Consider the following 26775-nt stretch of genomic DNA (forward strand, 5'->3'; position numbering starts at 1 on the left):
CCAGTCCCGAGTCTTACCCGGCTACTCGGCGGCCCGGGCGGCGAGCACCGCGTCGTAGAGTTCGCGGCGCGAGGCCCCCGTGGCCGCGGAGACCTCGGCGCATGCGTCCTTGAGCCGCAGCCCGGAGCCGATCAGCGCCTCCACCTGGCCCACCAGGTCGGCGGGCTCGGCGGAAACCGGTTGCGCGCCCTCGAGAACCACGGTGATCTCCCCCCGCGCGCCCTCGACCGCCCACGCGGCCAGCTCGGCCAGCGTGCCGCGCACGACCTCCTCGTAGGTCTTGGTGAGCTCGCGGCACACCGCCGCGCGGCGCTCCGGGCCGAGCACCTCGACGGCATCGGCCAGGCAGTCCGCAAGACGGTGCGGGGCCTCGAAGAACACAACGGCCCGCGGCTCCGCGGTGAGGGTCCGCAGCCACTCCTTGCGCTGACCGGACTTGCGGGGCGGGAAGCCGTCGAAACAGAACCGCTCGACCGGGAGGCCGGACAGCGCGAGCGCGGTGGTCACCGCGGACGGGCCCGGCAGGCAGGTGATCGGGAGGCCGCGCTCCACGCAGGCCGCCACCATCCGATAGCCCGGATCGCTCACCGACGGCATCCCGGCATCGGTGACGAGCAGCACGGTACGACCGGACTCGATCTCCTCGAGCAGCATCGGGATCCGCGCGGTCTCCACGTGGTCGTAGAAGCTCACCACCCGGCCGGTGATCTCGATGTCCAGGGCCTTGGCCAGTGACCGGGTCCGGCGCGTGTCCTCGGCGGCCACCACCTCGGCGGTCGCCAGCGCGTCCCGCAGCCGCTGCGAGGCATCCCCGATATCGCCCATGGGAGTGGCCGCCAAGACCAGCCGTCCGCCGGCACTCGGCTCCGCGCTCATGGTGCTCCTATTCCTCGCAAGGTCCGCCAACTCGCCCCCGACTCTATCGATGCGATCGACCGGCACCGCCAACCTCCATCCTCACCGCGGCGGGACTCGGGGGCGGGTACCGCTTACGATCGACGGCGTGACCCAGGTGACAGACGTGCGACCGGCAGCGGTGGGGGCGGAGACGGCGGCGCTGTCGAGTCCGGCTCCGCTGGTGCCCTCACCCGATTTCGGGCCCACGGACTGGGCTCGGGGGTGGGTGGTCACGCTGTTCCTCACAGCCATCGCCGCCATCACCCGGTTCCTGTTCCTGAACTATCCGACCGATCTGCACACGCCCGTCTTCGACGAGAAGCACTACGCGCCGCAGGGCTGGCAGGTGCTCACCGGCGGCGGCGTGGAGGACAACCCGGGCTACGGGCTGGTGGTGCACCCGCCGGTGGGCAAGCAGATGATCGCGCTGGGCGAGGCCATCTTCGGCTACTCCCCCTGGGGATGGCGGTTCACCGCGGCCGTCTCCGGAACGCTGATCGTGCTGCTGGTGATCCGCATCGTCCGGCGGATGACCCGGTCCACGCTGATCGGCGCGTTCGCGGGCATTCTGATCATCTGCGACGGGCTCACCTTCGTGTCCTCCCGCATCGGGATGCTCGACATCTTCCAAGCCCTGTTCGTGACAGCGGCTTTCGGCTGCCTGGTGGTGGACCGCGACGACATCCGGGCGCGCATCGCGCTGGTGGCCGCGCAGGGCCGCATCGACGACAGCCCGTACGGGCCGCGATTCGGGGTGCGCTGGTGGCGCTTCGGGGCGGGCGTCCTGCTCGGGCTGGCCTGCGGCACCAAATGGTCCGGCGCGTACTGGATCATCGGTTTCGCCGCGCTGTCCCTGGCCTTCGATCTCTCGGCCCGCCGCGGCTACCGGGTGCAGCGGCCGTGGTGGGGTGTGGCCAGACGGGATCTCGGGCCCACCGTCTACGCGCTCGCCGTCATCCCGGTGTTCGTGTACCTGGCCTCCTTCTGGGGCTGGTTCGCCAACGAGACCAGCTACGACCGGTACGCGGTCGGGGTGAAGGTCGGACGCGGCGGCGACTTCTCCTGGGTACCGAGCGCACTGCGCGGGCTCTGGTACTACGGCGGCGAAGTGCTCACCTTCCACTCGCAGCTCACCAATTCCGCCGGCAATCACCATCCCTGGGAATCCAAGCCGTGGACCTGGCCCATGGGCCTGCGGCCGATGCTCTACTACTACGCCGACACCAATGTGACCGGCTGCGGCCAGCCCACCTGTGTGAAGGCCGTGATGGCGATCGGCACCCCCGCGCTGTGGTGGGTGGCCTTCCCCGTGCTGGCGTGGGCGCTGTGGCGCAGCGCGGTGCGCCGCGACTGGCGCTACGCGGCGGTCCTGGTCGGCTACAGCGCGGGCATCCTGCCCTGGTTCCTGGACCTCGACCGCCAGATGTACTACTTCTACGCGGTGCCGCTGGCCCCGTTCCTGGCCATGGGTGTGGCGCTGGCGCTCGGCGACGTCCTCGGCCACGCCCCACCCATCGGGCGACGGCTGTCGGGAGCCCCCGGCTGGCAACACTTCACGCCGCTCAGTGAGCGACAAGGCCTGGGTCTGCTACTGGTCAGCCTCTACCTGGCCCTGGTCATCGCCAATTTCATCTGGCTCTGGCCGATCCTGACCGCACAGGCCATCACCCCGGGCAACTGGCACGACCACCTCTGGCTCCCGAGCTGGCGCTGAAAGCCCGAAGGGTCAACCGACCGTGGGAGTTTCACCGAGCGCCGCATGCAGATAGCGGACGGCTGACGCGTCGTCGAGGCCGAGTCGGCGGATCACCGCGACGTATTCGGTGGCGGCGCGGCCGGCCAGGTCGCGGGTGGGGTCGCCGGAGGAGGCGATGAAAGAGCCCAGGCGGCCGCGGGTTTCGAGGACGCCGTCCTGCTCGAGCTCCCGGTAGGCGCGGGCCACGGTGTTCGGGGCCAGCTTCAGCGTCGCCGCCAGCGCCCGGACCGTGGGAATCTTGGTCCCGGCGGCCAGTTCGCCGGAGCGGACCCGGGCGATGATGCCCTGGCGCAGCTGCTCGTAGGGCGGGACCGTCGAGTGGTGGTCGACCGGGATGTCCAGCATGGCTTCATCACACCTCGTCACGCGACAGCGGGCAGGACAGGCAGCGCGGACCGCCACGGCCGGAACCCAACTCGGAGCCGGGGATGCGCAGCACCTCGATTCCGGCGTCTTCGAGCCGCGCATTGGTGTTCTCGTTGCGCTCGTAGGCGACCACCACGCCGGGGGCCAGGGCGAGGGTGTTGTTGCCGTCGTCCCACTGCTCCCGCTCGGCGGTGACGCCGTCCAGGCCGGTGTCGACCACCCGCAGCTTGCCGATGCCCATGGCCTCGGCCGCGACGCGCAGGAAGGGATCCGGGCCGGAGATGCTCACCCCGTGCCCCTCCTGCTTGCGAATGGTGAAGGCGCACAACTCATCCTGGATGGCCGGGTACATGACCACCGCGTCGACGTCCACCATGGTGCAGACGGTGTCGAGATGCATGGTCGCCCGGGTCTGGGCGATCGGCACCACGAGCACGGTGCGCGCCAGATCGTCCTCGAACAGGCTGCGCGCCAAGGCTTCCGCGCCCGCCGCCGTGGTGCGCTCCCCCACCCCGACCGCCACCACGCCCGGCGCGAGCAACAGCACGTCGCCGCCCTCGATCGGCGCGGTGTGCGATTCGTAGGCCCGCCGCACGCCCAGGAAGCGGGGGTGGAACGCGTAAATCAGGTCGGTGAGCGAGGTTTCGCGGGCGCGGGCCGGCAGCGCCAGCGAGGTGATGGCCACCCGCGGCCCGATCCAGAAGGAGGAGTCCCGGGTGAACAGCAGATTGGGCAGCGGGTCGATGACGAAGTCGTGCCCGTGGTGCATGCGCCGCACCAGTGAGGTGGCATCCGCCCCGAACGGCAGCTCGTCGAATGTCATGCCGGACATGAGGATCTGCGCCAGTTCCGGCGCGGGCACCCCGCGCAGGTGGGCGGCCAGCTCGTCGGCGAGCAGGTGCCCGAGCCGCCGCGCGTCCACCGCACCCGAGATGCCCTGTATCCGCGCGGCGCCGCTGACCTGGATGGTCTCGGTCAACACATCGGCCAGCAGCAGCACCTCCACGCCACGCCCGCGCAACACCTCGGCGAAGGTGTCGTGTTCCTGCTGGGCGCGCTCGACCCAGGGAATGGCGTCGAAGAGCAACTGGTCGTTGTTGCGCGGGGTGAGCCGGCGCAGCTCGTCGCCCGGCCGGTGTAACAGCACCGTGCGCAGCGCGCCGACCTCCGAGGTCACGGAAAACGGTCGCGCCGTGGGTGCGGCCTTTGTTCCCATGACACGACGGTAGTTCCCCACGGCACGGATGGCATGGAATTCGCGACTCGAGTCGCACCCTGGGAGAACCCTGGAGTCGCACCGGCGAAAAACCTGGAGTAATGTTCAGGTATGCAGACCGCGTCGTGGCAGGCGAAGGAGCTGACCCCCGGTCAGCTCGCCCAGCGAGCCGGAGTTTCGGTGTCCGCCTTGCATTTCTACGAACGAGAGGGCCTGATCACGGCCCGCCGCACCAGCGGGAATCAGCGCCGCTACCCCCGGGAAACCCTGCGCCGGGTGGCCTTCATCCGCATCTCACAGCGGGTCGGCATTCCGCTGGCGGAGATCCGGCACGCCCTCGACAACCTCCCCGACGGCCGCAACCCCACCCGCCGCGACTGGGAGACCCTCTCCACCACCTGGCGCGCCGACCTCGACGACCGCATCGAACAGCTGATCCGGCTGCGCGACAACCTCACCGGCTGTATCGGCTGCGGCTGCCTCTCGCTGGGCGTCTGCAAGATCTTCAATGCCCACGACCACCTCGGCGACGAGGGCCCCGGCGCGCGCGTGCTGGACACCCACGCCGCCGAGAACTGCACCAAGGCCGTCTGCGCCCCCACTCCCGACCAGGCGTGACTACTTGCGCGGCAGGAACGAGGTGAACAGGTCGTTGGCGCGGCGCATGGCGAACTCGTAGGGCCAGGCGAACTTGCGGGACCACCAGTAGCCGAACCGGATGTCGAACTGGGTGTGGATCAGGTAGGTGCCCTTCTCGACACCGCGCAGGATCGCCTCGGCCACCTGGTCGGGCGACTTGGCGTGGTGGCGGAAGCGCTTGATCCAGGCCTGGATTCGCGGGTCGTCGCGATCCACGCCGACGATGTCCACGGTCTGCACCAGCGGCGTGTCGACCGCGCCGGGCACCACCAGGTGGACGTCGATGTCGTGGCGCGCCAGATCGAAGCGCAGCACCTCCGACACGCCGCGCAGGCCGAACTTGCTGGCGCTGTAGGCGGCATGCCAGGGGAAGGCCATCAGACCGGCGGCCGAGGACACATTGACCAGCGCACCACCGCGTTTCGCCTCGATCATGGGCGGCACGAAGTTCTCGATGACATGGATGGGACCCATGAGGTTCACATCGACCAGGCGTTTCCAGTGGCGGTGCTCGAGGTTCTCCACCGTCCCCCAGGTGGAGATACCGGCGATGTTCATCACCACGTCCAGCGAGCCGAGCTCCTCGTGCACCTTCTCCGCGAAGGCGGTGACGGCGTCGTAGTCGCTGATGTCGAGGGCGGTGGCGACCTCGACGATGCCGCCGGTGGAACGGATGGTTTCGACGGTCGCGTCCAGCCCCTCGGCATTGACGTCGGTGAGCACCAGCCGCGCGCCCCTGCGGGCCGCCGCCAGTGCCGTCGCCCGGCCGATGCCGCTCGCCGCGCCGGTAATCAAAGTCTTCTTGCCCCTCAGGCTACGATCACGCACGTCGATCCATCCCTCACTTCGACAGCCCTGTCAGACCGCACGCTACTACGCGAACAATCCTGTTCGCGAGTCGGGCGAGTACCCGTTACGCCCCTATTTTCCTGGGCGCACGCACCCCGGCCCGGGATTCCGCGCGCGGTACGGGGACGTTAGGGAGTCGTGCCCATCCGGACCGCCGGACCGTGACCCCGGATCGCCGGACCGTGAGTCAGGACGGCCCCGGCAGCACCGACCGGCTGGTCCCGGGCAGGTCCAGATCCAGCGCGATCCGCCCCGCCGCCAGATGCTCCTCGACCTCCCCGCCCGGCATGGGCCGCGCGATCAGGAAGCCCTGCGCGCGGTAGCAGCCCAGCGCCACCAGGGTGCGCGCCGCCACGGTGGTCTCGACACCCTCGCCGACCACCCCGAGACCGAACGAACCCGCCAGCCCCACAATCGATTTCACGATCGCCAGATCATCGGCGCTGGCGCCCAGCCGCTGCACGAAACCCCGGTCGATCTTCACCGCGTCCACCGGCAGCGCCTTCAGGTGCGACAGCGAGGAATACCCCGTCCCGAAGTCGTCGATGGCGATCTGCACGCCCATCCGCTTCAACCCGCGCAGGGTCACCTGCGTGCGCGCAAGATCCTGCACCACAACATGTTCGGTGATCTCCAGGCACACCGACGACCCGTCGATGCCGTACCGCCGCAGGATCCCCTCGATGGTCTCCACGAAATCCAGCGAAACCAGCTGCACCGGAGACACATTGATCCGGATCACCACATTCGACGCCAGCCCCCGCCGCCGCCACTGCGCGAACTGCTCGGCGGCCGTGCGAATCACCCAGCGACCCAGCTCCCCCGCCAGATTGGTGGCCTCCGCGACACCCACGAACGCACCGGGCGGCAGCAGCCCGCGCGTCGGATGCTGCCAGCGCACCAGCGCCTCCAGCGCGACCACCCGGCCGGTGCGCAGATCCACCTCGGGCTGATAGTGCAGCACCAGCGAACCGTCCGCGACCGCGCCGCGCAGATTCAGCTCCACGTCGTCCTGCAGCTCGAACTGCGCGCGCATGGCATCGGTGAACACCGCGACCCCGTTGCCGCCGCTCGACTTGGCCGACAGCAGCGCGTGATCCGCACGCCGCAGCACATCGGCGACCGTGGTCTCGCCCGGAATACCGAGCGCCACGCCGACGCTGGCGCCCCGGCTCACCGTCTCCTCGCCGACCGTCACCCGCCGCGCGATGAGCTGCTGAATCCGGCTCGCCTCCCGCTCGGCCGCCGCCGCGTCCATCGGCTTGGCCGGCACGATCACGAACTCGTCGCCACCCAGCCGGGCGATCACGTCACCCGGATCCAGATTCTCGCGCAACCGCTTGGCGAGCGTGCGGATGAAATTGTCCCCGGCCGTGTGCCCGAGAAAGTCGTTGAGCGCCTTCAGCCGATCCAGATCCAGGAAGAACGCCGCCACCGGCCCCGGCCGTCCAGGTCTGAGCCGCTCCTCCATGTGCTCGAGCAGCGCCCGCCGATTCGCCAGTCCGGTCAGATCGTCGTGCATGGCGATATATCTGAGCCGTTCCTCGGCCACCACGCGCGCCTGCAACTGTGCGAACAGCGCGGCGATCGCCTTGAGGACATTGAGTTCGCGAGTGCTCCACTCGCGGTCGCCCTCTTTGATGAAGCCGAGCAGCCCCGTCGCCTGGCCGCGTGACACCAGCGGCACCGCGGCGGCGGAGACGGCTTCGATACCGGCCGCCTGCTGGATCAGACGCTGATAGTCGGCGAATTCCGGGATGGGCCTGATGATGATCGGTTCGGTGGTATCGCCGAACCGGGTCAGCGCCGCGGTGGGGTCGTCGAGGTTGGCCACCTGCAGTGGATCGTCGGTCTCCGGAACCGCCCGATGCGGCCACTCCGCAATGAGCACCGATGCCAGCCGAGCCTCATCGGTGAAGCGCAGAAAACTGAAATCGACATCGAAGTGCTCCACCAGCCAGGCCAGCACCCGTTCACTCGCGGCCGCCATCGTAGACGCATCGACCGCCATCAACTCCGAGGCGACCTGGGTCACCAATGAGTCGAGCGTTCGCCGAGGCACTTCTTCTCCGATCTCACTTGCCGCGCGTGGTAGCGCCCGGTATTGGACGTCGCCTGCTGCGGACCGCGGGCTCCGACGCATACCCGAGACGCAGTACCAACGCCATCGTTTCGTGCCCAGGCACTTCCAACAGCTCCAGGAAGCTGCCTTGAAGTGACGTTAGTGTATCGGCGAACTCCGGGGAAACCGTATGTAGTTCCTCGGGGCGTCGTGCATAAAGAAACACCGGTGAAACCGGTTGAACAGCGAGGCCGTACTGTTCCGCGGCGATCCAGAGACGCTGGAGCGCCTCGCCGGCACGCGCGTACGCGGCGAGTTCCGACGGGTCCAGTGGCGGCTTCGGAAAGGTCAGGGCTGCCACGGCCGAACTGGTCTGCACCTTCGCCAGCGCGTCTTCCACCAGCGCCGTGCCACCCGACCACGACCGCAGCTGGGCCATCACGTCCGCACGAACGGCGATCTCGAGCTTGGCCAGCTCGTCGGGTTGGAGATCGAGCGTGCGCAGATCCATCCCGGTCCGTAGATCATCACCGGGCCAGCGCAGCTCGGAGGTCATCTCAAGGTGCATGTCCGGCGTCAGGTAGCGGGTCCGCTCGGACTCGGCGAGGATCCGCGCGGCGGAGTCGATTCGCCGCCGATCCGTGACCATGTGGAGCGTCGCGCCGGCCCGGGTCACGGCCTCGCGAAGTCCGTCCAATATCTCGTCCGGTATCGGCACGCCGGTCCCACCGCCCCGATTGGTGTGCCTGGCGAGCAGCGCCGGGTAGCTATCGGACAGCTCGGGATCAGTGCCCGACCCCAACCGCAGCACGGCGGTGAGCAGTTCCGAATCGCCGGTGCGCAGTTCGCTCTCACCGAGCAGACCGTGCGCGGCGGCCGCGACACGGGCGTTGAACAGCGCCGCACCGACCGCCAGTGCGCTGCCCCGGTACCCGATGTCCATCATCGAAGAGTGTTGGGGCGCAAGGGTGATCGTCACCTCGGCCCAATCGGCGCGCAGGGTCCAGGGCTGCGCGTTACCACCCGAGGGCGCCCGCTGCGCACACTCGAGCACCGCCGCGATGCCGGATTCCGGCCGAGGGTCGTCCGGTTCGTCCGGCCACACCAGTTCCTTGCGCACTTCGGGCTCGGTGATCTCGTCCAGGCTCTTCTCGATATCGACGCGCGTGCGTCCCGACCGCAGCGGCTGCCCGAGTCCGATCCTGCGCACCGCGGCGGCGACATTGGAACCACCGAGTTGCACGTCGGACGCCAATTGCGGCCAGCTGTTGAGGGTCTGGCCGATCTCCACCATGCTCGCCGCGAGCGTCGCAGAGAGATTGCGACCGTCCAGAACTCGAACCATGAGGGGTGTTTTGTCGCGGGTGGACAGCCCGCGCAGCTCAGCGGTGGTGACACCGCCGAGCAAACCGTGGAAGGGCTCACGCTCCGGTTCCAGATCGAAGCGCTCGACATCGAGCAGACCGCGGTCGCTGGAATGCATCACCAGCGGAAGCCGGAGCCGACGGGCGCCTTCGCGCACGGCGAGCTTGATATCGAACGAATCGCACTCCTCCACAACGATATCCAGGCCGGTGAGAAAGGCGTCCATGTTCTCGTCGTCGAGCCCGGCCGGGAGGATCTCCACGGGCAGATACGGGTCCAATTCCGCGATTCGGCGGGCCGCGACGACTGCCTTGTTGGCGCCGATGTCGAACAGGGTGCCCGGGAGGCGGTTCAGGTTCGAGAGCTCGACGGTGTCGAAGTCCGCCAGCCGCAGCAGACCGCAGGTGCCCTCCATGGCCAGCACATGAGCCACGGCGTGACCGACGCTCTGCCCGACCACCCCGATCGCCTGGGCGCCGAGGGTCTGCTGCTCCGCGCGCGTCAGGTTGTTGCGATTCCGGTCGAGCCGGACAGCGCGGAGCAGTTGCGGGCCGGGCAGCGCGATTACGGCCCGCCGCCACGGGTAATGAACCCAGCGATCCGATTCCGATGTTTCGGACAATTCGGGCGGAGCCACCAGGCTCGCGAACTCGGCCCGCAGTCCGTCTCGCAAGTCCCGAGACTCGATGGCCGGATTCGCCAGCAGTTCAGCAAGTCGCGCGGCCTGCCCGGAATCGGATTCATCGAGCAGCACCGGCCGATAAGACTCGCCCGATACTCCAATTTCGATCATGTTCAGGCCGAGCCCTGGGCTGAAGTCCAGGCAACGCGTGGCAAAAAGCCATTCTGCGTCAATTGGGACAATTCGAGATCGAGCAACCGAGCCTGCGATTCGGTGGCCACCGAATCGTAAGTCTCCATATCCCACCAGATCGCGAACGTACGATAACGATCGTCCGGATAGGATGACGGCGGAATCCACCAGGCCACATTCGCCCCGCTGCCACGATAGAGATTCAGCGCATGCTCGGGCGAATGCGCACTCGTGTAGCGGACCCCCAGCAGCAACGCGGCATGAACGCACGCCCTGGCCATCCAGTCGGCCAGCGCATGGCGGTGCGGGGAGTCGCGAGCGGCCCAACCGGCCTTGCACTCGATCACACCGTCAGGGATCTGGTCGGCCACCAGGCGCCGGAAGGCCGGGCCGCCCTCCAACCCTGCCCAGCTCGCGACCGCGCGCATCTCGTCGACCTGCTTGTGCGGCCCCTCTGCCCGGACCCCGGCGACCACCCGGCCGCCGGCATCCAGCGCCACGAGGAAGAGGGAGGTGGAGAGGCCGTCGATCACCTTGTCGTACTCGAGCGCCTCCTCGGCGCCGAACCGCCGATATGCCTCGAGCGCACCATCCATGTTCTGGCGCCACATGCCCGGATCGGCCTCCGGAGGACCCACCAGGATGGTGTATCCCGTTTTCGGCTCCCGAAATCGGAGCATGCCGTGACCAGGGCCTTGCGCCGGGACGCGCTCGATCGGTTCGACTGCCATACAGTTCCACTCCACTAAAAACGACCCGCGCGACTGCTGCGCCTTCGCCCGATACAGTCATGCATCAACCGCCGTCGGACGTGGGCGCCTAGGGGAGTATCCGTCAGCCAACTGAAATTGTCCAGGCAACCGGCAAATGCTCCGAAACCCAAACGTTGCTCCAGTAATCCTGCCGGTCAAACCATTGCTATCAGTCATGAAATACAACGACAAGACCGGTTGGTACTCATCGGGTTAACAGTTAGCAATCACACCAGGATGGAGATGAAAAGTTCCAGTTCGGCGGTGCCGTGCCAGATCTCGATCTCCTCGCGGTAGGCGCGGGTGATCTCGGCGGAAGCGGTCGCGTCGTCGACCTGAGCCCAGACGTCCTCGGCCGGATCGTGATAATCGCCATTGGGCCGGAAGCGGGCGTAGACCCCCTTGGGGACGCGGATGAGGACGTCGCCCACCGGGACGTCGTCGGGGCCCTTGTACTCGTAGGAGACCAGCACGTTGTAGTTGCCGGCGGGGTCGGGAACGTAGACGGTGGCCAGCGGGCGCTCGGCGCCCTCCCGGTCACGCAGGCGGTCGCGCAGGAACTCGATGAGCTCGCTGTTGGAGACCTTGAAACTGGGGCGCACCCGCGGAACCACCAGGCCGCCGTAGACCCCACCGGGCCGGACCACGATCGAATAGGTCATGACGGCTCGACCGCCAGGTACAAATCGATCTTGTACGCGTGCGGGTAGGTCTCGAAGTCACCGGTGTGAATGCGCTTGATCTGCTTGTGTTCCTCCGCGTAGGCGATCTGCGTCCACAGATCGGTCATCACCTGGGGGAAGTTGCCGACCGAGGAGAAGCGGGCGTAGGTGCCGCGCGGCAGGCGGGCCACCACGTGGCCGCGGGTCACCTCGTCGAGCGAGCCGCACTGGTAGCCGACGATCTGGGTGTTGAAGGTGCCGAGCTCGGCCGCGTAGTCGGTGTAGGCCGAGGCCAGCGGACCACCGAGTTCCTGGTGCAGGACCGCGGCCCAGGCCACTTCCAGATCGTGGTCGCGCAGTTCACCGAGCGCACGTTTGGGACTGCGCACCGGCAACCCGGCAACCCACGTCTCGTCCCGCTCGACGATCTCGAACTGCATTGGATGGAAACTCTCTCGAGGTGTGATTCACAGCCTGTCGGCCAAGCCTTCGCCATGCTATCAATCAGCCCGGACCGGACCCGGCGACACGGCTGAGGCGCTCGCCTGCCCCGCGCGCGGGCGCGTCGCTCACCCGTCGCGGCGGCGGTGCGGGCGGGCCATCGGGGCGTGCCAGTGCCGGAACAGCGCGATCAGGCGCAGGCCGACCGCGCCCGCCCCAGCCAATCCGCCTGTCCAGTATGTGTATTGGCCGTAGTGCAGCAGCAGCGCCGTCGCCACGGAACCGAGCAGGGCCGGCACGGCGTACAACTCGCCGTCGCTGAGCACGCTGGGGGTGACACCGGCCAGGACATCGCGGATCACACCGCCGCCCACCGCGGTCACCAGGCCCAGCGCCGCCGCCGAGGTCGCCGACATGCCGTGCTGGAAGGCGGTCACGGTGCCGGTCACACAGAAGAGGCCGAGGCCGATGGCGTCAGCGATATTCAGCGGCGTGCGGACCAGCCGCACCGGCGGATGCCAGAAGAAGATGACGGCCGCGGCCAGCAGGGCGACGCCGGCATAGGACACCTGGACGAAAGCCAGCGGCGGGGTGCGGCCGATGACGAGGTCGCGGATCACACCGCCGCCGGTGGCGGTGGCGACCGCGAGCACCGCGATACCCACCACATCGAAGCGGCGACGCACTGCGAGCAGCGCACCCGACACTGCGAATGCGAACACGCCCAGCAGGTTTCCCACACTCTGTACCGCGTCGACAGGGGTGCCGAGTTCGACGAGATCACTCACGTGTGGCCACTTCCGTTCCTATCGCTAACTTTCGGCTACCGGCGCACAGTATGCCCGGCCCGCCACACCGGCACTCCGCCGCACGGTCGGAGCGGCTTTATGGTTGAGTCGCCCTTGTGTGCCGCACAATTGCCCAGCTAGACGCGGAACTTACCGCGTGTCGCGCCTGCCCCCGGCTGGTGGCATGGCGCGAGCAGGTCGCACACGAAAAACGGGCCGCCTTCAGTGACGAGAATTACTGGGGCAAGCCTGTTCCCGGCTTCGGTCCCGCGGACGCCCGCCTGCTGATCGTGGGCCTGGCGCCGGCCGCGCACGGCGGTAATCGCACCGGCCGCATGTTCACCGGTGACCGCAGCGGCGACGTCCTCATCGCCTGCATGCACGCCGCCGGTCTCGCCAACCAGCCCACCAGCGTCTCCGCCGACGACGGCCTGCGACTGCTCGGCACCCGCGTCACCGCCCCGGTCCACTGCGCCCCACCCGACAACAAACCCACCCCCACCGAGCGCGATACCTGCCGCCACTGGCTGACCACCGAATTGACCCTGCTGGCACCCACCCTCCGCGCGATCGTCGTCCTCGGCGGCTGGGGCTGGCAAGCCCTCCTGCCCGCCCTGGCCGAATCCGGCTGGGCCATACCCAAACCCAAGCCCCGCTTCTCCCACGGCGCCCGAATCGAGCTGGCCCCAGCCGTCCCCGGCCGCGCCCCCCTCCACCTGTTCGGCACCTACCACCCCTCCCAGCAGAACACCTTCACCGGCCGCCTCACCTCAGCCATGCTCGAGCAGGTCCTCACCGACGCCGCCCAAGCCGCCGGCCTCCCCGTCCACCACCCCTAGACCCGGCCGACCGCAGCGGGCAGCTCGATTCGGCTACCCACGTCTGGCATTCAATGAGGTCCCCAGCCTCGGAGCGGGCGACTCGGCCCGGCTGGCCGGACTCGGCGTCCAACGAGATCGCCGTCACCGAGCCGGGCGGCACGATTCGACTGTCCGGACTCGGCATTCATGAAGGTCGCCGGCAACGGTGCACCGGGCAGGGGCGCCGCACTCTCGGTGGCGAGGTCGCCGGACCGGATACGATGCGGGCGTGAGCAGGGCCGATGACGAATCCGAGCGGGAGGGGGCGGCTGCCAATGGGGCGGCCGGGGGTGTGAAGGTGCGCCGCAGCCGGGCCGGGACGCGGCAGCGGCTACTGGACGCGGCGTTCGAAGCCTTCGCCGAGGAGGGATTCGGCCGGTGTTCAGTCGAGCAGGTGTGTGAGCGGGCCGGATTCACGCGTGGTGCGTTCTATTCGAATTTCACCTCACTGGAGGAATTGTTCCTGGCCATGTGGGAGCAGCGATCGGCATCGATGCTGGCCGAGGCGGCAGCGGTGCTGGATGCGCCCGGCGGAGTGGGCGGTGATCCACGGCGAGCGGTCGAGCAGGTGCTAGGGGCAGTTCCGGTGGATGACAAGTGGTTTCGAATCACCTCGGAATTCACCGCGCACGCCCTGCGCAATCCCGCGTTGCGTCAGGTGATGGTGGCACGGGAGGAGGCGATCGCCGCAGCACTCACCCCGGTGGTGGTCGCGCTCCTGCGCCGCAACGGCCGACGGGTGCCGGATCCAGCGGCACTGGGCCGGGCACTGGTTGCGGTGCACGACGGCACGCTGGGCCAGTGCCTGCTGGAACCGGACAACCCAGCAGTACGCGAGTACCGCCTCGACCTGTTCCTGCGAGTGCTCGACTCCTACAGCGAGCCCATCTGAGGGCTCACTTCAGCGCCTCAGGCCCGAACGGAATTCGGCGATGAGCCGATCGCCGGCCCCCTGCCCACCCCTACATCCCCAGAAACCGTCTCCAACCAGCCGATTCGTCGACTCCCCACCCCACCTGCTAAAGTTCTCCAGCGCGGGTCGGAAACGTCCCCGCGGGGCTATAGCGCAGTTGGTAGCGCGTCTCGTTCGCATCGAGAAGGTCAGGGGTTCGATTCCCCTTAGCTCCACATAGCGAAGAACCGCCCGTGACCTCGGAAGAGATCACGGGCGGTTTGCGTTTTCGGGGCTATTCGGATTGGTGATCGTCGGTTCCCGTCCGCAGTGCGTCCGCAGCTTTCGCAAGTGCGGACCGCGCGGCAGTGTCGAGAGCATCCGCAACAGATTCAAGGTCGTCCGGAAACAGGTCGGCGTAGGTGTCCAGGGTCATCGCAGCGGACTTGTGACCGAGCATGGTCTGCACTGCCTTTGGGTTCGCGCCGGCGCTGATCGCCAGAGATGCGGCCGTGTGCCTGAGGTCGTGAGGGCTGATGTATGGGAAACGCTCTGTCGCCCGGGCGTCTCCCTGCCTGTCTCCCTCATCAATCAAGGAGACAGCGAGACGATGGTTGCTGTCTCCTCGGTGGACCCGAGTCTGGCTGACACCACCCACATGCCGACCTGGGTTCCGTAGGCGAGAAACCGCAGGCGTGAACACCCGTTTGCGGTAGGTAGACACTCTCAGCACCGCACCCTCTGGGGAGGTGAACACAAGTGCGTCGCGATCCTTCCCCTTCATGAGCGAGGCAAGTTCGTCCGCCAACAACTTCGGGAACGGCACCGAACGACGCTCATGGTTCTTCGTGGTTGACCAAACGATCCTGCCTTGCACCTCGGCAACGGCCTCCAACACGTTCACTCGGCGGCGAAGCATGTCGAAACTGGAGACCTTCAGCGCGGCCATCTCACCCCATCGCAAACCGGTGTACGCCAAAAGCCGTATGGCTGTGGGTGCCTCGGAGACCTCGCGCGCAAGTTGTTCGACCTGAACGTGAGTGAGATAGCCGCGGGCGCGGTGCGTACGGCGCGGCAATTTCACTCCGGCACAGGGGTTACGGACGATATGGCGGTCCTCGACGGCGGCCCCGCAGATCATCCGAAGCACCCCCACCGCGTTCTCAATGGTCGGCACGCCCATCCGGGCAGCCACCATCTCCGAGACCCATACACGGACTTCGCTTGTTCGGACATTGCGAATTTCGATGCTGCCCCATCGTGGCTCGACGTAGAGCCCCCAGGTGTGGCTCCGATTGAATGCCGTGGTGTCCTTCAGATGGGCTTGGGTTTTGAGCCACCGGCGCCCTAGATCGCCGATGGTTTCGCGACCAGCCGAAGGAGCGACATGGGTGCCGGTGACGAGCGCGCTGGTCGCATCATCGAGCCAGGCTTGGGCGTCAGCCTTGCGGGTGAAGGACTTTGCGTGTTCTTGGCTGTTGTCGTCGACGTAGCGGGCCCGCCAGCGTTTGGCGCAGCCATGGTTGGCCGAGGGGACTCTCTCGCTGGTCTTCGTGCCGTCCTCGGCGGTGGTGGTGATGGTCTTGTACCAGCGGTCTTCTACCCCACTGCGGCGGTTGCGTCGCCCGCCCATTTCAGGAGACCCCGCCGCGGTCGGACGCGGCTTCCTGCTCGGCGATCCAGGAGTGAATGACGCTCTCGCGCCAGACGCGCCGGCGCCCGAGCTTGAAGCTCTTCGGGCCTTTGCCCGCCCAGGCCCAGTACCGCCACGTGGCGGCGGGGATGCCGGTCAGTGCTTCGCAGTCGGTGGCCTGGAGGTAGCGGTCGGTGGACATGGAATCTCCTCGGGTAGAGCGGGTTCGGGTATCGGTGCGCACGCCGTCGCGTGGTGCGCAGGCGCTGTCGCAGGGTGCGCACGTGCTGTCGCACGGTGCGTTGGAGGTGTCGCGGTGCGCACCATCGGGCTGTCGCACGGTGCGTACGGGGTGGGTGTGCTGTCGCATTAGTGCGCACCGCCTGTCGCATGCCGTCGCACCTTGTCGCGTGTTCCAGTTGGAACACCTGCGTCGCGTCGGGTCCGCAGGCGGTCGATGCTGGTGAGTTTGTCGAGGCTGGTCACCCGCAAGGCCAGGTCAGGGATGTCGGGCAGGGTGTGTCGCGCGACTGTCGCAACATCGTCGGGGGTGAGGTAGCCGTCGCACACGTAGAGGATCTCGGTGCATTCGTCGTGGTGCGCTTGTCGCACAACGGTATTGAGCCGTCGCGCGAGCTCCGCACCGGTCAGGTGCCGACTGGTGTCCACCTTCACCGCCACCGGGCGATGATCGGCTCGCAGCAGCAGCCCGTCGTAGGGGTAACGGCCCGGGCCGGGGTGCTCGTGTCGCATGATGCGGTCGGAAATCCATTGGTCTGTCGCGCACGCACCGAGTGCGACACGGGTTTTGGCCACCGCCCGGCAATGTGTCGCGAAGTTCAGCTTCGGTTGCCATTCCCCGGGCCGCCAGCCCAATACCCAGCCGGCGGCCTCGCGGGTGGGCACCACCCACTTCGGGCCACGCTGCACCATCGCCAGCAGGTTTACGGTGTTGGCGGCGAGGAGCCGGTTGGCCAGGTCGTAGACCTGAGTGCGGCCGATGTTCATGAAATCGGCGAGAACATCGAGTTGCATGCCGCGCATTTCGGTGAGCCCGACGAGGGCTTCGCATGCGCGAGGAGTGAGGTTCGAGTACTTGATCACGAGTAGTCCTTGAAGGAGTCGATACGGAGTTGGGGGGCAGCAGATTTCACTCCGCTGGTGAGGTAGCGCCCCCAGTCGTCGTCGAAGTCACGCACGGCCAGGGCCAGGTCAAGGTTTCTGATCTCCGGCGGGAGCCGCTCAGCGGCGGCATGCACGCCGGCGCTGACGCGCGCCGTGCGGCACAGATACAGCAGGCCCACCAGGTCCTCAGGCTCGATGTCCCTGGCCGCGCGGATCGCCCCGTGCAATGCCCGGTCCATCGCCCGCGGTGACTTGCGGGTGAGTTCCACTTCCAGTGCCCACCAGCCCTGCAGGCCCATCACCTGACCGAAAAACAAGCCATCATGGATATGAGCCCGCCCCGTGGCGAATTCGGTTCTCTTGGAGCGCGATTCGAACGAGGCCCGCTGGGTCCGATGCCATAACTCCCGCTCGGACACCCATGCCTGCAAGTCGGCCCCGACGAGCATCAGCCGGGCCTGCGTGACCGCCCGATGATGGGCCACGCGGCCAAGGGAGGGCCGCCAGTCTTGCACCGGCCAGCCCAAGAATCGCGACGCCGTGGCAGGAGTCACCACAACCCACTTCTCCCCCGCCTGCACCTGCTCCAGCGGCCGCACGAGCTTCTCAGCACGCAACTGCCGGACCAGGACGTAGGTGTGGTTCGTATTCATGCCCAGGAAGCGGCCGAGCAGGTCCAGTTGCAGACCTCCATGCTGAGACAGCAGAGTCAATGCTGCGGCAGTGCGCACATCCGAGCGGGGGGCGGTGCGCTCGGAAGTCCCGCGCAGTCGCTGCACTGTTGAGCGTGGGAGTCCGACGCGGCGGCCGATCTCGGCATCCGGGTGACCGGCGGACCGCAGCGCAGCGATTTCACCGAGCACGGTTTCGACCTGGCGGGCGGTAACGGCGAGCCGCTTCGCGATCTGCCGATAGCTCTCACCCAGCTCCCGCAGGTTCCGGATCATTGCGTCCCGCTCATCGCCAGACAGCTTCTTATACCGGTCACCTGAGCTAGGCGGAGCGTCGTTGTTTCGATCCATACAGATGTCTCCTCAAATCAAACAAATCAGTGAAAAGCGTTGGTGTTAAGCACAACTCAAAGGCGCAGGCTCGAACTAGTGCGCAATGTGGGGCGCTTGACGCGCAGGGGGCGCATGCGCCGCGCAGGCGGCAGACGGACCTCATGGGCATGCGCCCCTTGCGTCCCCTATCGGGCCCTCCAGCGGCCCCGAGCCGGGCGCGGTACCTCAGACTGTTGATGCCTCGCGGGCGCGACCTCTGCGTGCAAGTCGCGTTCCTTCAGAGGCGCGGTATCCGCCCCGATCCAGGACATCAGCGACCGCACCCGCTCATCGATCGCGGCCGTCACTTCCCGCTGATCCCGGACACGGCCAGAACCGACCACCGAGTCAGGTGATTCATTTGAATCACCTACGTGAGCCGCGATCCGCAGCTCGCGATCCAAAGATCGGGCGGTAGCGGGTGTTTCGACAGATTCGACCGACACCGGGCGTACCGGCGCGACAGGCAGGTTCTGTCCAGTTTTCTGGACACCGAGCGACGCAGCAGCGGGCGCGAACAGTTCCTCTGCGGTGTGCCCGGGAAGCATGGCCTCCAACACCGCGCAGTGATCCGGCTGCGGCAGCCCTTTCAGATCACCGGCAAGCCACTTGTAGAACTGCGCCTTGCTGGGACCATCCAGTCCACCCCTGTTGCGGTCGATCTTCCGCGCCGCCCTGTTGTACTCCCGCGAGAAAGTCTTGGGAGTATCCCAATGCTTCTCCCGCAGTAACCGTTTCAACTCGGTACCGCCATCGATCTTGCGGTCACGTGCTCCGCTGTTCATCGTGACCGCCTCCGATCCACCGTCGGACGCGCCGGCGCCTCAACCGAAAGACCGCGAACGGACTCGACGTGGAGGTCGCGCTCCTTCAGCGGAGCACTGGCCTCAGCCATCGCAAGCATCAACCGCAGCCGATCCGCCCTAGCCGCATCCGATTCCCGATCAGCCGTCGCCCCCGGACGCGGCGCCGCGGACTCGACAACCATTGCCCTGGTCCGCAGTGTTTCTAAATGCGGTTCGCCTACCGTGAACTCGTCGAGCTGCTTCCAGGTGTTCGCCCGCAGCTCAACCGGTGTGGGTGCGGCGTAACCGATCTGCTCGGCAGTGACCTGCCGACCTGCTTTCAGCGACAGCGCCGTCAGCATCACATCCAGGGTCCGCGGCTTCGGGTGATGCAACCCATCCCGATACCGAACGATATTGGTGTGCTTCAGATGCACCGGCCGGCCGCCGTCAGCCTCGCTCACCGCACGCATGCGATGCGCCAGGCCCTTGTTGGTGATCCCGAGCGACTCCATCAACAGCGACAGCTGCTCGTTCGGAACCAACTCCCTCCGTTGTGGTTTCGGCTGAGCATCAACCTCCGCGCCGCGTCGGTAGTCCGGCACCGGGAGCGGTTGCGCGGGGACAGGAAACGGAATGACATTCGACAGCGGCCCGACCCGCTTCCCGTTGATCCTCACCGAACCCACCACCGAACCCGGACGAGCCGCGCGACCTGCGACGGGATCGATATCACCGCTGATAGAAGCTGGTTCGACACCAGCAGGCAGCGTTCTACACTGGACATGCTTCAGTGGCCTTTCAAACCTGAAGTGAAAGCCGAAGCAGCGGACACTGCTTCGGTACCGACTCCCCGACAGCGCCAACTGGCGGGGAGTTCCGCAACTGCGATTTATACCCCCTAAACTGCTTTGACCAACTTGCTCGAAGCTGATTTAGTGGGCGTAAACACAGGGTAGGCCGGGCGAACCAAGGGAGTCAATACCCCCTAAACTGAGCTTCGTGATGGCCGACTACGACGAGTTCGACGCCGTGCGCCGCGACCCCGACCCAGTTCGGAGAGGTCGACGGGCTGGCGAGCTCATGACGGTCTACCAGCAACGAGCCACAGAACTTGCGAGGGTGCGCCGCGCCGCGATCGACGAGGCCTACCGCGAACGCGGTCTGAGCTACACAGAGATCGCCGCGCAGTTGGGGCTTACGAAAGGTCGAATCACCCAGATCAGGAGCAGCGCCCCGCCGGCCGAGCGCGCGTTCTTCGGTGTTGGGCCGGTGGTGGTCGGAATCCCTCGTCGCTACGGCGTTGAGGAAGGACGCGAACGTCCGTTCTTCGACGCAGTCGACATGACAACCCAGGCAGCTCTGGAAGCTTCACTAGCCCGGTTGTCACTTCTCTCAACAGCCTTCGCGATCGAGCCTAACCAAGCCGAGATCCCGCTAAGCGATGCTGTGATCGTCTGCGGACCCAAGTCCGCGCCCATCGCTCGGGAGTTGCTCAAGTCCGATCCTTACCTGGATTTCATCCGTACCGACGAAGGTTGGTGGATCGCCGAGAAAGGATCGGGCCGGCCGCGGTTCGACTCTCCATACCGTCGCGCAAATCCCAGCCGAATCGATGTTGGATATTTCGGCCGGCATCTACAGGACGGGCGAGTCATCGTCCACATCGCAGGAATAACCAGCGTTGGCTCACTCGGTGTCGCCCAATGGCTGGACACCAATCTCCCGAACTTGTTCAGCAGCAGGGAGGATCTCTCGATCAGTGGAGTAGTCGAGTGCAGCTTCGATGAAAACTTCGAGATCACAGATACTCGCCTGATCGCTGGACCATATACGTGGTGATCGTGCCAGCCCAGATCAATATCCGGACCGCTCAGCTGCCTGCTGGTTCGAACGAAGACCGGCTGGTAGTGACCGCAACTAGCTTCGCTGTAATAGACGGCGCCACATCGCATTACAAGGTCCCAGGACCATCCGGTGGAGACTACGCGGAACAGCTTGCGGCAGCTCTCGGCAGCGAATTGCGTTCGACCACATCAGAATCACTGAAGACGATCCTCGGGCGGGCAATCGACCGGACCATCACTTCACTGGATCTCGTTCCGAACTCCTCGGCGGCACCGTCCTGCACAGTGGCGATGGTTCGCATCGACGAATCCGAACTCGTTGAAGCGCTGGTACTCGGCGACTCGACGATCGCCTTCGGGTTTCGAGACGGATCAGAGGAGTTCCTGACCGACGATCGACTCGGCGCTCTCGATCTGCCCGCCAGCCGTGATTATCGTGACCGACTGCGCAGAGGCTCAGGCTACGACGAGACACACCGGGCCCTGCTATCCAGTCTCCAGCAAGACCAGGCCCGGTACCGAAACCGCGAAGGTGGTTACTGGATCGCTTCTACAGACCCGTCGGCCGCCGAGCACGCGATCGTTATCGCCCGCCCAATCGAGGACTTGCGATGGGTCGTGTCGGCCACCGACGGAGCAGCCGATGCGTTCGACTCGGTCGGAATAGCCTGGGAGACAATCGCCACGGCGGACAGCGAACGACTGTCAGACCTACTCATGCAATGCCATGTCTGGGAGCAATCCGTGGACCCGACCGGGTCGATTCGACCGAGGTCCAAACAGCACGACGACAAGACCGTTGCCACGTTCATGATCGCTTAGTGCTCGATAACTGCTCGGACTGTGCTCGGACCTTGCTCGGACTTTGCTTGGACTAGTTTTTCCGGGTGTATTCCGACCTACTTGTCCTCCACCACACCCCCTGAGCTGCGCCTTCGGCGCATGACTCTGGTCTGGTCTGGCCGAGACTATATCCGCCTTCGGAGGACATAGTCTCGGCCAGACCAGACCAGAGTCAAAAGATAGGTACGGGGGTGTGGTGGAGGACAAGGGTTTTGGGAGTGTCAGGTGGTGAAGGAAGGACCACAAAGGAGAGGACCACAAGGGGGCGCGTTGCGCGCAGATGTTGCGTTGGCATGTGAGTTGCGTTGGGAGAGGACCACAACCGGGAGGGTTGCGAGCGCATGCAGCGGCACGTGCAGGGTTCGTACGCGGAAGGACCACAACGAAGGGATTACCTCTTACGCGGGGAAGTGGTCGACGTGGAGCACGACCGAGGAATCCCCGGCCGAGAGTTGAGGCGTACGCATCAATCTCCGTTGATACGTATGCATCAAGTCGGAGGCCGCTCGTGCCGGTCAGCAGAGTTGATGCGTAGTGATCAACGACCTCGGCACACCCACCCGAATCCCCTGGCCGCGCTGGGCGCGAACCGGACGAGGCGAGACAGAAGAATTGTTCGTACGCGGCCCCAGTACGCCACGCCGCCGACACCAGACGGGAGCAACGACCTCCCGCAGGAAAGGGCGCGGGTGCGGCCTGAACGCCTGGTCAGCCCCCCGAGTCTTGTCGGCCCCTTGAAGTCGATAATGACCGCGACGAGGGGAGAAACCCCTGTAAGCGGCAGACCCAGCCGCCTGCTGGGCCTACCGCCATCGCTTGCCGCGATCGGATGTCAGTGCGCCACAGTGGTGTTCAGTAGCCACCCGCCGAGGCGAGTGCCGCTTTTCGCCATCGCTGTCGCGGTCAAGTTGGCGCCGTTCTGCTTGAGGACGCCGATACCCCATTCGCTTTCAATGAGGACCTCAGCCTTGCCGTCCCCGTCGAAATCAGCGGCCGCCACGAATTGGTCATGGAACCCTCTTTCCGTCGTGTTGAGGTTCCAGCCGCCGAGACGAGTGCCGTTCTGAGCCATCACCGTCGCGGTCAAATTGGCGCCGTTCTGCTTGAGGACGCCAATGCCCCAACCACTGCGGACAAGAACCTCGGCAACGCCGTCCCCGTCGAAATCACCGACCAAGGCGACGTCGTCGTTGGCGGTGTTGAGGTTCCAGCCGCCGAGACGAGTGCCGTTCTGAGCCATCACCGTCGCGGTCAAGTTGGCGCCGTTCTGCTTGAGGACGCCGATACCCCACTCGCTTTCAATGAGGACCTCAGCCTTGCCGTCCCCGTCGAAATCAGCGGCCGCAGAAGGGTCCAAGAAGTCCGTCATAGTTCATCCTTCCTCTCTTACTTACGCGTGACGGAATAGGAATATTTGAGCTCTCAACGAGTACTGCAGATTTCTCATCTTCCCCAACTGGACGCCTATGCAATTCGTGTGGAACAACCATCGGTCGCCAAACAGAGGCCAAGCGATACCATACACGTCACGGCCACTATTTCGACGGCACGTGAATACCGACCCAGCGCGGCAAACGAATCACGACGAAGTGAGACACGGTCTTAGCTGTTTCCTACCGGCCTGTACCAGGGAAATCCCCCAGCTCCCCACCCGGGCAAGAGGTGGAGGGCCGAAGTACCTGTCCGAAGTGTAATCGAATTATCGGAGTACCGGCCGCCCTGCAGACCACCATGGGCATGATCGCCGACATGATCAATCTCCGGGACGATTGGACGGATGCGCTACTTGAGGGGTGACTGAAGTGCTCGACGTATCCGGCTGCCCGCCAGTCCACAGCCGTGTGCCATCGTCCGCAGTCCGTCCGCAGCACCTCCGAGTAGCACCCAAAACAACCAACGCGGCCACCAAATAAACAACGAGGTCGTTCGGCGGATCCAACGGAACCAGCACTCGCCCAAAACGGGCAATACGGTCTCTATCGTCGTTCGGGACGAAGAGTTCGTGCCCGAGGGGTGCTCTGACAGCCCCGCCGCCCGAGCGAGAGCCGTTGCCGAAATTGGCTATACAGACTCAAGGGCGCGCTGGCGACGCGCCGGCGACGCGCCGCACGTCGCCGTGCGGCCCGCCCGCTCGTCCCTCGCGGACGGGGAACGTCGGAGCGTCGCGCCACCCGCCATCGCTTTTAGGGATTCCGCATCCTCCGGATGCGTGGCCCGGGGGTGGTCGGGCAGGTGGGTACCTGCCCTCCCGGCGACGCACGCCCGACCACCCCCGGGCCAACCGCGGTCGCCCAGGCACCAGCGATGCGCCATCCTCGCCTCGCTCAGGCAATGACTAGCCACGGTTCGCTATTGGCTAGCCACTGGTTAGGCAGTGGCTTAGCGAACGGTTAGGCAGTGCCTATGCACCACGGTTAGGCGAAGCCTTGCCTAACGCGATGGCGAGGCCGTCGCTAAGGCTGTGGCTAGTCAAAGACACAACAATGAACTAACACGCCATGCGCGCCCGATGTATAGTCATCCACGCCACCACGGTTTGTAGTCTTTGTAGACTTCCGCTCCGCGGAGGAGACTGGCCCCGGCGCTCCAACGCCGAAGCCAGCCAATGACATTCAGGACCGATGCGTCAGCCACACGAGCAGAAGCAGCAAAACAGGAACTGAAATTGTCACCTGGACCTTGACAGCAATCGCTGTCGAGGTCCAGCCTCTTTTACCCTTGCGCCGTCCTTTCGGCACAGTGGCCCACCTCCTCAGGATCCAGCGTCAGGCCGTCCCATTGACGAACTGCACCGCTGGATCCCAGGAAGGGGACCGCGACAAGACTAGTCGATACCAATACGGCCGCAGGGCTATTCGCTCGGTGGGCTGCAAATTCACTCGACTGGCCGCAGCGGGCACTGTCCGCGGAGACACCAACCGGGTTGCCGAGCTAACTGTCATGCGGGGGCGCCGCCCGGCCACCCGTGGGCAGCGAGAAGGCAGCACTCCCATCGACACCAGTCGGAACGAGACAGCACCCAAGGCCACTGCACCCCAGCTCAGCAACACTGTCCGACTTCCATCGGACCCCACTAACAGCGTTCGGGACGAAGAGGTCGTGAGCGACGGATACGCAGGCAGTATGCAGCACGGTTCACCGCCCAAGCCCTCGAATTCACTGCGTAAGAGGTGACCTAGAACCGGCCGAGAAGATACCCAATTCTATCGAAATACCCTCTTACGCGGCGAGAAGAAGTGTTGCAGCACAACAACATTCACGATCAAAACTTAGGGGGAGGCAGTGCGTTTCCCTCCGAAGTGTCTCCCGGAGAAAGCGTTTGCCTCCCGGGTGTCTCCGGCAACTGGCCGAGCGTCTCCCTGCACCCGCAAGGAGACGCTGAACCACGGCGGAGGAGACACCCGAGGAGACAGTGGACAGCACGGGGGTGCAGGGACCGGCCAGCGCGGGGCGTCGAAAGATTCAGCGGACTGAGCACGGCAGGGCCGCCGGCGGGCTCGTCACTGGTCGGCAAACCGCGTGTACCCAGATCATTCTCTGAAAGACGGCGTCGCTTGTGTGCCTTCAGAATCAGTCGGCAGATGAAACTCGAACCGACCAAAGGCCGAGCGTAGAAGTTCTCTGGCCGCTTCCTTGAAGAGAAGCCCTGCCGCTACGGCCTTGTCGAGCTGGAACAACTCCCGGGAGTCAATTGCGAGTCCGTTTCCGCTGGCAAACTCTTCAACCGAGCCGTCCTGCCCCTTCAGCATCGGCTGCCTTGCACTCGGTGGACGTTCTCGAAACTGGTTGACTACGTACCACTTTGCGTCTGGAAGCTTACCGGTCTCTTGGACGAACAACGTCTCGAAGCGACCGATCTTCAGCAGATCCGTGGTCGATGCTCCCTTTCCGTACCCTTTGATCTCGCAGATGGCGATCCAGTCACCATCGATGACTCGGAGATCTTCTCTCTTTTCCCGTTCCCCCTCGGCATCCATGTCGCGAACAACGAACCCCAGCCGCTCCAGGGCTGCTCGCACGGCCGCGACAAGTGGCTCGCCTGTGCCCGTCACAAGGACGCGCTGCCCGTTGTCGGCGGCGGTCCGAGCGTGTGCCAGCGCTGCTTCAGCATCAGCCACTCGCCGCTGCATCCACTCCAGCGCCTGTTCCAACTCCGCTCGAGATGCGTCGACCTCCGAGCGAGCGGCAACTTCTTCGACAGTCATCCAGTGCGGGTCGGTCAGCCAATCAGGCTCCGCGGGAAATGTCTTCGGATCCTGTTTCGACCATTCACGAAACGCCATCGCCAGCCAAGGCTCAAGGTCATTGATCGAGGGCGGAAGGTACAGACACTCCTTAGGCCCCTCCGGCGGTGCGTACCGCATGGCCAACGCAGCACCATCAAGGTCAGTGATCAGGGCCGTGAAGCTTCCGAAATTCTCCACCGCCCAGGGAACGAAACCTGCACGGGGCAAAGGAGTTTCCCGCACGACCGGAAGGAGAACGCTCTTCACTAGATCTCGCCAACCGTCATCCAGCTCATCAGGAATCACCAGCTCAATGCCGCGTATCGGCACGGGATGAAAGGCCTTAAAATGCATCGGAAGAGGAAGGCTCGGACCGCCCCCGCCCACGAACGCATCCTGGTTCTGAGTGACTGAACCGACCGGAACTCCCCCGATCTGAATTACGCGCAGCTGCCCATCATCGGGGATCTGAGGTCGGCCTTGACAGATCACGACATCCCAACTGGACCACCGGACGCCAGCCTCGCCGTGCTCCTCGACGCACCCCGTGTAACGCCGGATAGCCTCGACAACCGGAGTGTCGACACTGATGCCTTGCAGCAAGACTCGCGGTGTTTCGCTCGCGCCATAGATTGCCACCAGCGAGAAGCTACAGCAGACACTCGGTTGGCACCACGATGTTTCGCGAGGCCACCGCTCCACAACCGTCCGCAGTTCGTCCGCAGCAGCGCCGAAAACGACCCGCCCTGCCCAACGGGATCAAAGAGAAATGTGCAGGCCACTCAGCCGGACCCATGATCTCAACGGTTACCCAAATCAGACAATACAGACGAGATCATCGTTCGCATCGAGAAGGTCAGGGGTTCGATTCCCCTTAGCTCCACAATCACCGCAGGTGCAGGCCGGTTCCTCGT

At 65.7% G+C, this 26775-nt stretch carries 24 protein-coding genes and 1 tRNA gene; 7 read left to right on the top strand and 18 right to left on the bottom strand.

Annotated features, from left to right (window positions below; all coding sequences use genetic code 11):
• Positions 1 to 21: 21 nt before the first annotated feature.
• Complete coding sequence (gene rsmI, locus ACFXIV_RS09905) at positions 22 to 876, bottom strand: 16S rRNA (cytidine(1402)-2'-O)-methyltransferase (protein ID WP_354836128.1); 855 nt, start codon at positions 874 to 876, stop codon at positions 22 to 24.
• Between the two features lie 127 nt (positions 877 to 1003).
• Between rsmI and ACFXIV_RS09910 the strand changes: the two genes are divergently transcribed.
• Positions 1004 to 2611 (top strand): dolichyl-phosphate-mannose--protein mannosyltransferase, encoded by a 1608-nt coding sequence (locus tag ACFXIV_RS09910; protein WP_379397473.1) that lies wholly within the window; start codon positions 1004 to 1006, stop codon positions 2609 to 2611.
• Positions 2612 to 2623: 12 nt separating this feature from the next.
• Here the strand turns inward: ACFXIV_RS09910 and ACFXIV_RS09915 are convergent, their stop codons facing one another.
• A complete protein-coding gene (locus ACFXIV_RS09915; RefSeq protein ID WP_379397471.1) occupies positions 2624 to 2998 on the bottom strand; it encodes a GntR family transcriptional regulator in 375 nt (124 codons plus the stop codon).
• 7 nt (positions 2999 to 3005) lie between these two features.
• The gene (gene arcA, locus ACFXIV_RS09920) at positions 3006 to 4235 is read right to left on the bottom strand and encodes an arginine deiminase (protein WP_379397469.1); all 1230 of its coding nucleotides are present in this window, start codon (positions 4233 to 4235) and stop codon (positions 3006 to 3008) included.
• Between the two features lie 111 nt (positions 4236 to 4346).
• Between arcA and soxR the strand changes: the two genes are divergently transcribed.
• On the top strand, positions 4347 to 4853 hold the full coding sequence (gene soxR, locus ACFXIV_RS09925) for a redox-sensitive transcriptional activator SoxR (protein ID WP_379397467.1): 507 nt from the start codon (positions 4347 to 4349) through the stop codon (positions 4851 to 4853).
• On the opposite strand, the gene ACFXIV_RS09930 is transcribed toward soxR, so the two are convergent.
• The 7 genes from ACFXIV_RS09930 to ACFXIV_RS09960 all read right to left on the bottom strand — a co-directional run bounded on the left by ACFXIV_RS09930 (position 4854) and on the right by ACFXIV_RS09960 (position 12607).
• Positions 4854 to 5702, bottom strand: a complete 849-nt coding sequence (locus ACFXIV_RS09930) for an SDR family oxidoreductase (protein WP_379397465.1) — start codon at positions 5700 to 5702, stop codon at positions 4854 to 4856. It lies immediately after the preceding gene.
• A gap of 208 nt (positions 5703 to 5910) precedes the next feature.
• Positions 5911 to 7734, bottom strand: coding sequence for a putative bifunctional diguanylate cyclase/phosphodiesterase (locus tag ACFXIV_RS09935; RefSeq protein ID WP_379397741.1), 1824 nt, complete (start codon positions 7732 to 7734; stop codon positions 5911 to 5913).
• Between the two features lie 64 nt (positions 7735 to 7798).
• Positions 7799 to 9943 carry an Rv1355c family protein gene (locus tag ACFXIV_RS09940; RefSeq protein ID WP_379397463.1) on the bottom strand — a complete coding sequence of 715 codons (2145 nt, stop codon included), beginning with the start codon at positions 9941 to 9943 and terminating at the stop codon, positions 7799 to 7801.
• Positions 9944 to 9945: 2 nt separating this feature from the next.
• Positions 9946 to 10695 (bottom strand): hypothetical protein, encoded by a 750-nt coding sequence (locus ACFXIV_RS09945; protein ID WP_379397461.1) that lies wholly within the window; start codon positions 10693 to 10695, stop codon positions 9946 to 9948.
• Positions 10696 to 10943: 248 nt separating this feature from the next.
• Positions 10944 to 11378, bottom strand: coding sequence for an effector binding domain-containing protein (locus tag ACFXIV_RS09950; protein WP_379387402.1), 435 nt, complete (start codon positions 11376 to 11378; stop codon positions 10944 to 10946).
• Positions 11375 to 11818: a GyrI-like domain-containing protein gene (locus tag ACFXIV_RS09955; RefSeq protein ID WP_379387401.1), complete on the bottom strand. Its 444-nt coding sequence runs from the start codon at positions 11816 to 11818 to the stop codon at positions 11375 to 11377. Before ACFXIV_RS09955 ends, ACFXIV_RS09950 begins: the two co-directional genes overlap by 4 nt.
• A 129-nt stretch (positions 11819 to 11947) precedes the next feature.
• Positions 11948 to 12607: a trimeric intracellular cation channel family protein gene (locus ACFXIV_RS09960; RefSeq protein WP_379397459.1), complete on the bottom strand. Its 660-nt coding sequence runs from the start codon at positions 12605 to 12607 to the stop codon at positions 11948 to 11950.
• A gap of 116 nt (positions 12608 to 12723) precedes the next feature.
• On the opposite strand from ACFXIV_RS09960, the gene ACFXIV_RS09965 reads away from it, so the two are divergent.
• The 3 genes from ACFXIV_RS09965 (at position 12724) to ACFXIV_RS09975 (ending at position 14595) form a co-directional block, all read left to right on the top strand.
• Positions 12724 to 13446 (top strand): uracil-DNA glycosylase, encoded by a 723-nt coding sequence (locus ACFXIV_RS09965; RefSeq protein WP_379397457.1) that lies wholly within the window; start codon positions 12724 to 12726, stop codon positions 13444 to 13446.
• Between the two features lie 319 nt (positions 13447 to 13765).
• Positions 13766 to 14359: a TetR/AcrR family transcriptional regulator gene (locus ACFXIV_RS09970; RefSeq protein ID WP_379397739.1), complete on the top strand. Its 594-nt coding sequence runs from the start codon at positions 13766 to 13768 to the stop codon at positions 14357 to 14359.
• 163 nt (positions 14360 to 14522) lie between these two features.
• A tRNA-Ala gene (locus ACFXIV_RS09975) sits at positions 14523 to 14595 on the top strand.
• 59 nt (positions 14596 to 14654) lie between these two features.
• Here the strand turns inward: ACFXIV_RS09975 and ACFXIV_RS09980 are convergent.
• From ACFXIV_RS09980 to ACFXIV_RS10005, 6 genes are all read right to left on the bottom strand, one after another.
• Positions 14655 to 15992, bottom strand: a complete 1338-nt coding sequence (locus ACFXIV_RS09980) for a tyrosine-type recombinase/integrase (RefSeq protein ID WP_379397455.1) — start codon at positions 15990 to 15992, stop codon at positions 14655 to 14657.
• A gap of 1 nt (position 15993) precedes the next feature.
• Positions 15994 to 16194, bottom strand: a complete 201-nt coding sequence (locus ACFXIV_RS09985; RefSeq protein WP_379397453.1) for a helix-turn-helix transcriptional regulator — start codon at positions 16192 to 16194, stop codon at positions 15994 to 15996.
• A gap of 167 nt (positions 16195 to 16361) precedes the next feature.
• Positions 16362 to 17096, bottom strand: coding sequence for a hypothetical protein (locus tag ACFXIV_RS09990; RefSeq protein ID WP_379397451.1), 735 nt, complete (start codon positions 17094 to 17096; stop codon positions 16362 to 16364).
• Positions 17093 to 18139: a hypothetical protein gene (locus ACFXIV_RS09995; RefSeq protein ID WP_379397449.1), complete on the bottom strand. Its 1047-nt coding sequence runs from the start codon at positions 18137 to 18139 to the stop codon at positions 17093 to 17095. The genes ACFXIV_RS09990 and ACFXIV_RS09995 overlap by 4 nt, the downstream gene beginning before the upstream one ends.
• Before the next feature lie 167 nt (positions 18140 to 18306).
• A complete protein-coding gene (locus ACFXIV_RS10000; RefSeq protein ID WP_379397447.1) occupies positions 18307 to 18945 on the bottom strand; it encodes a hypothetical protein in 639 nt (212 codons plus the stop codon).
• A complete protein-coding gene (locus tag ACFXIV_RS10005; protein WP_379397446.1) occupies positions 18942 to 19625 on the bottom strand; it encodes a hypothetical protein in 684 nt (227 codons plus the stop codon). Before ACFXIV_RS10005 ends, ACFXIV_RS10000 begins: the two co-directional genes overlap by 4 nt.
• Positions 19626 to 19950: 325 nt before the next feature.
• Between ACFXIV_RS10005 and ACFXIV_RS10010 the strand changes: the two genes are divergently transcribed.
• Positions 19951 to 20787, top strand: coding sequence for a sigma-70 family RNA polymerase sigma factor (locus ACFXIV_RS10010; protein WP_379397738.1), 837 nt, complete (start codon positions 19951 to 19953; stop codon positions 20785 to 20787).
• Positions 20784 to 21614, top strand: a complete 831-nt coding sequence (locus tag ACFXIV_RS10015) for a hypothetical protein (protein ID WP_379397444.1) — start codon at positions 20784 to 20786, stop codon at positions 21612 to 21614. Before ACFXIV_RS10010 ends, ACFXIV_RS10015 begins: the two co-directional genes overlap by 4 nt.
• Before the next feature lie 853 nt (positions 21615 to 22467).
• Here the strand turns inward: ACFXIV_RS10015 and ACFXIV_RS10020 are convergent.
• On the bottom strand, positions 22468 to 23004 hold the full coding sequence (locus ACFXIV_RS10020) for an FG-GAP repeat domain-containing protein (RefSeq protein ID WP_379421238.1): 537 nt from the start codon (positions 23002 to 23004) through the stop codon (positions 22468 to 22470).
• A 2161-nt stretch (positions 23005 to 25165) separates the two neighbouring features.
• Positions 25166 to 26500: a hypothetical protein gene (locus ACFXIV_RS10025; protein ID WP_379397440.1), complete on the bottom strand. Its 1335-nt coding sequence runs from the start codon at positions 26498 to 26500 to the stop codon at positions 25166 to 25168.
• Positions 26501 to 26775: the final 275 nt, after the last annotated feature.

Source organism: Nocardia sp. NPDC059236 (assembly GCF_042754085.1).
Taxonomy (GTDB): domain Bacteria; phylum Actinomycetota; class Actinomycetes; order Mycobacteriales; family Mycobacteriaceae; genus Nocardia.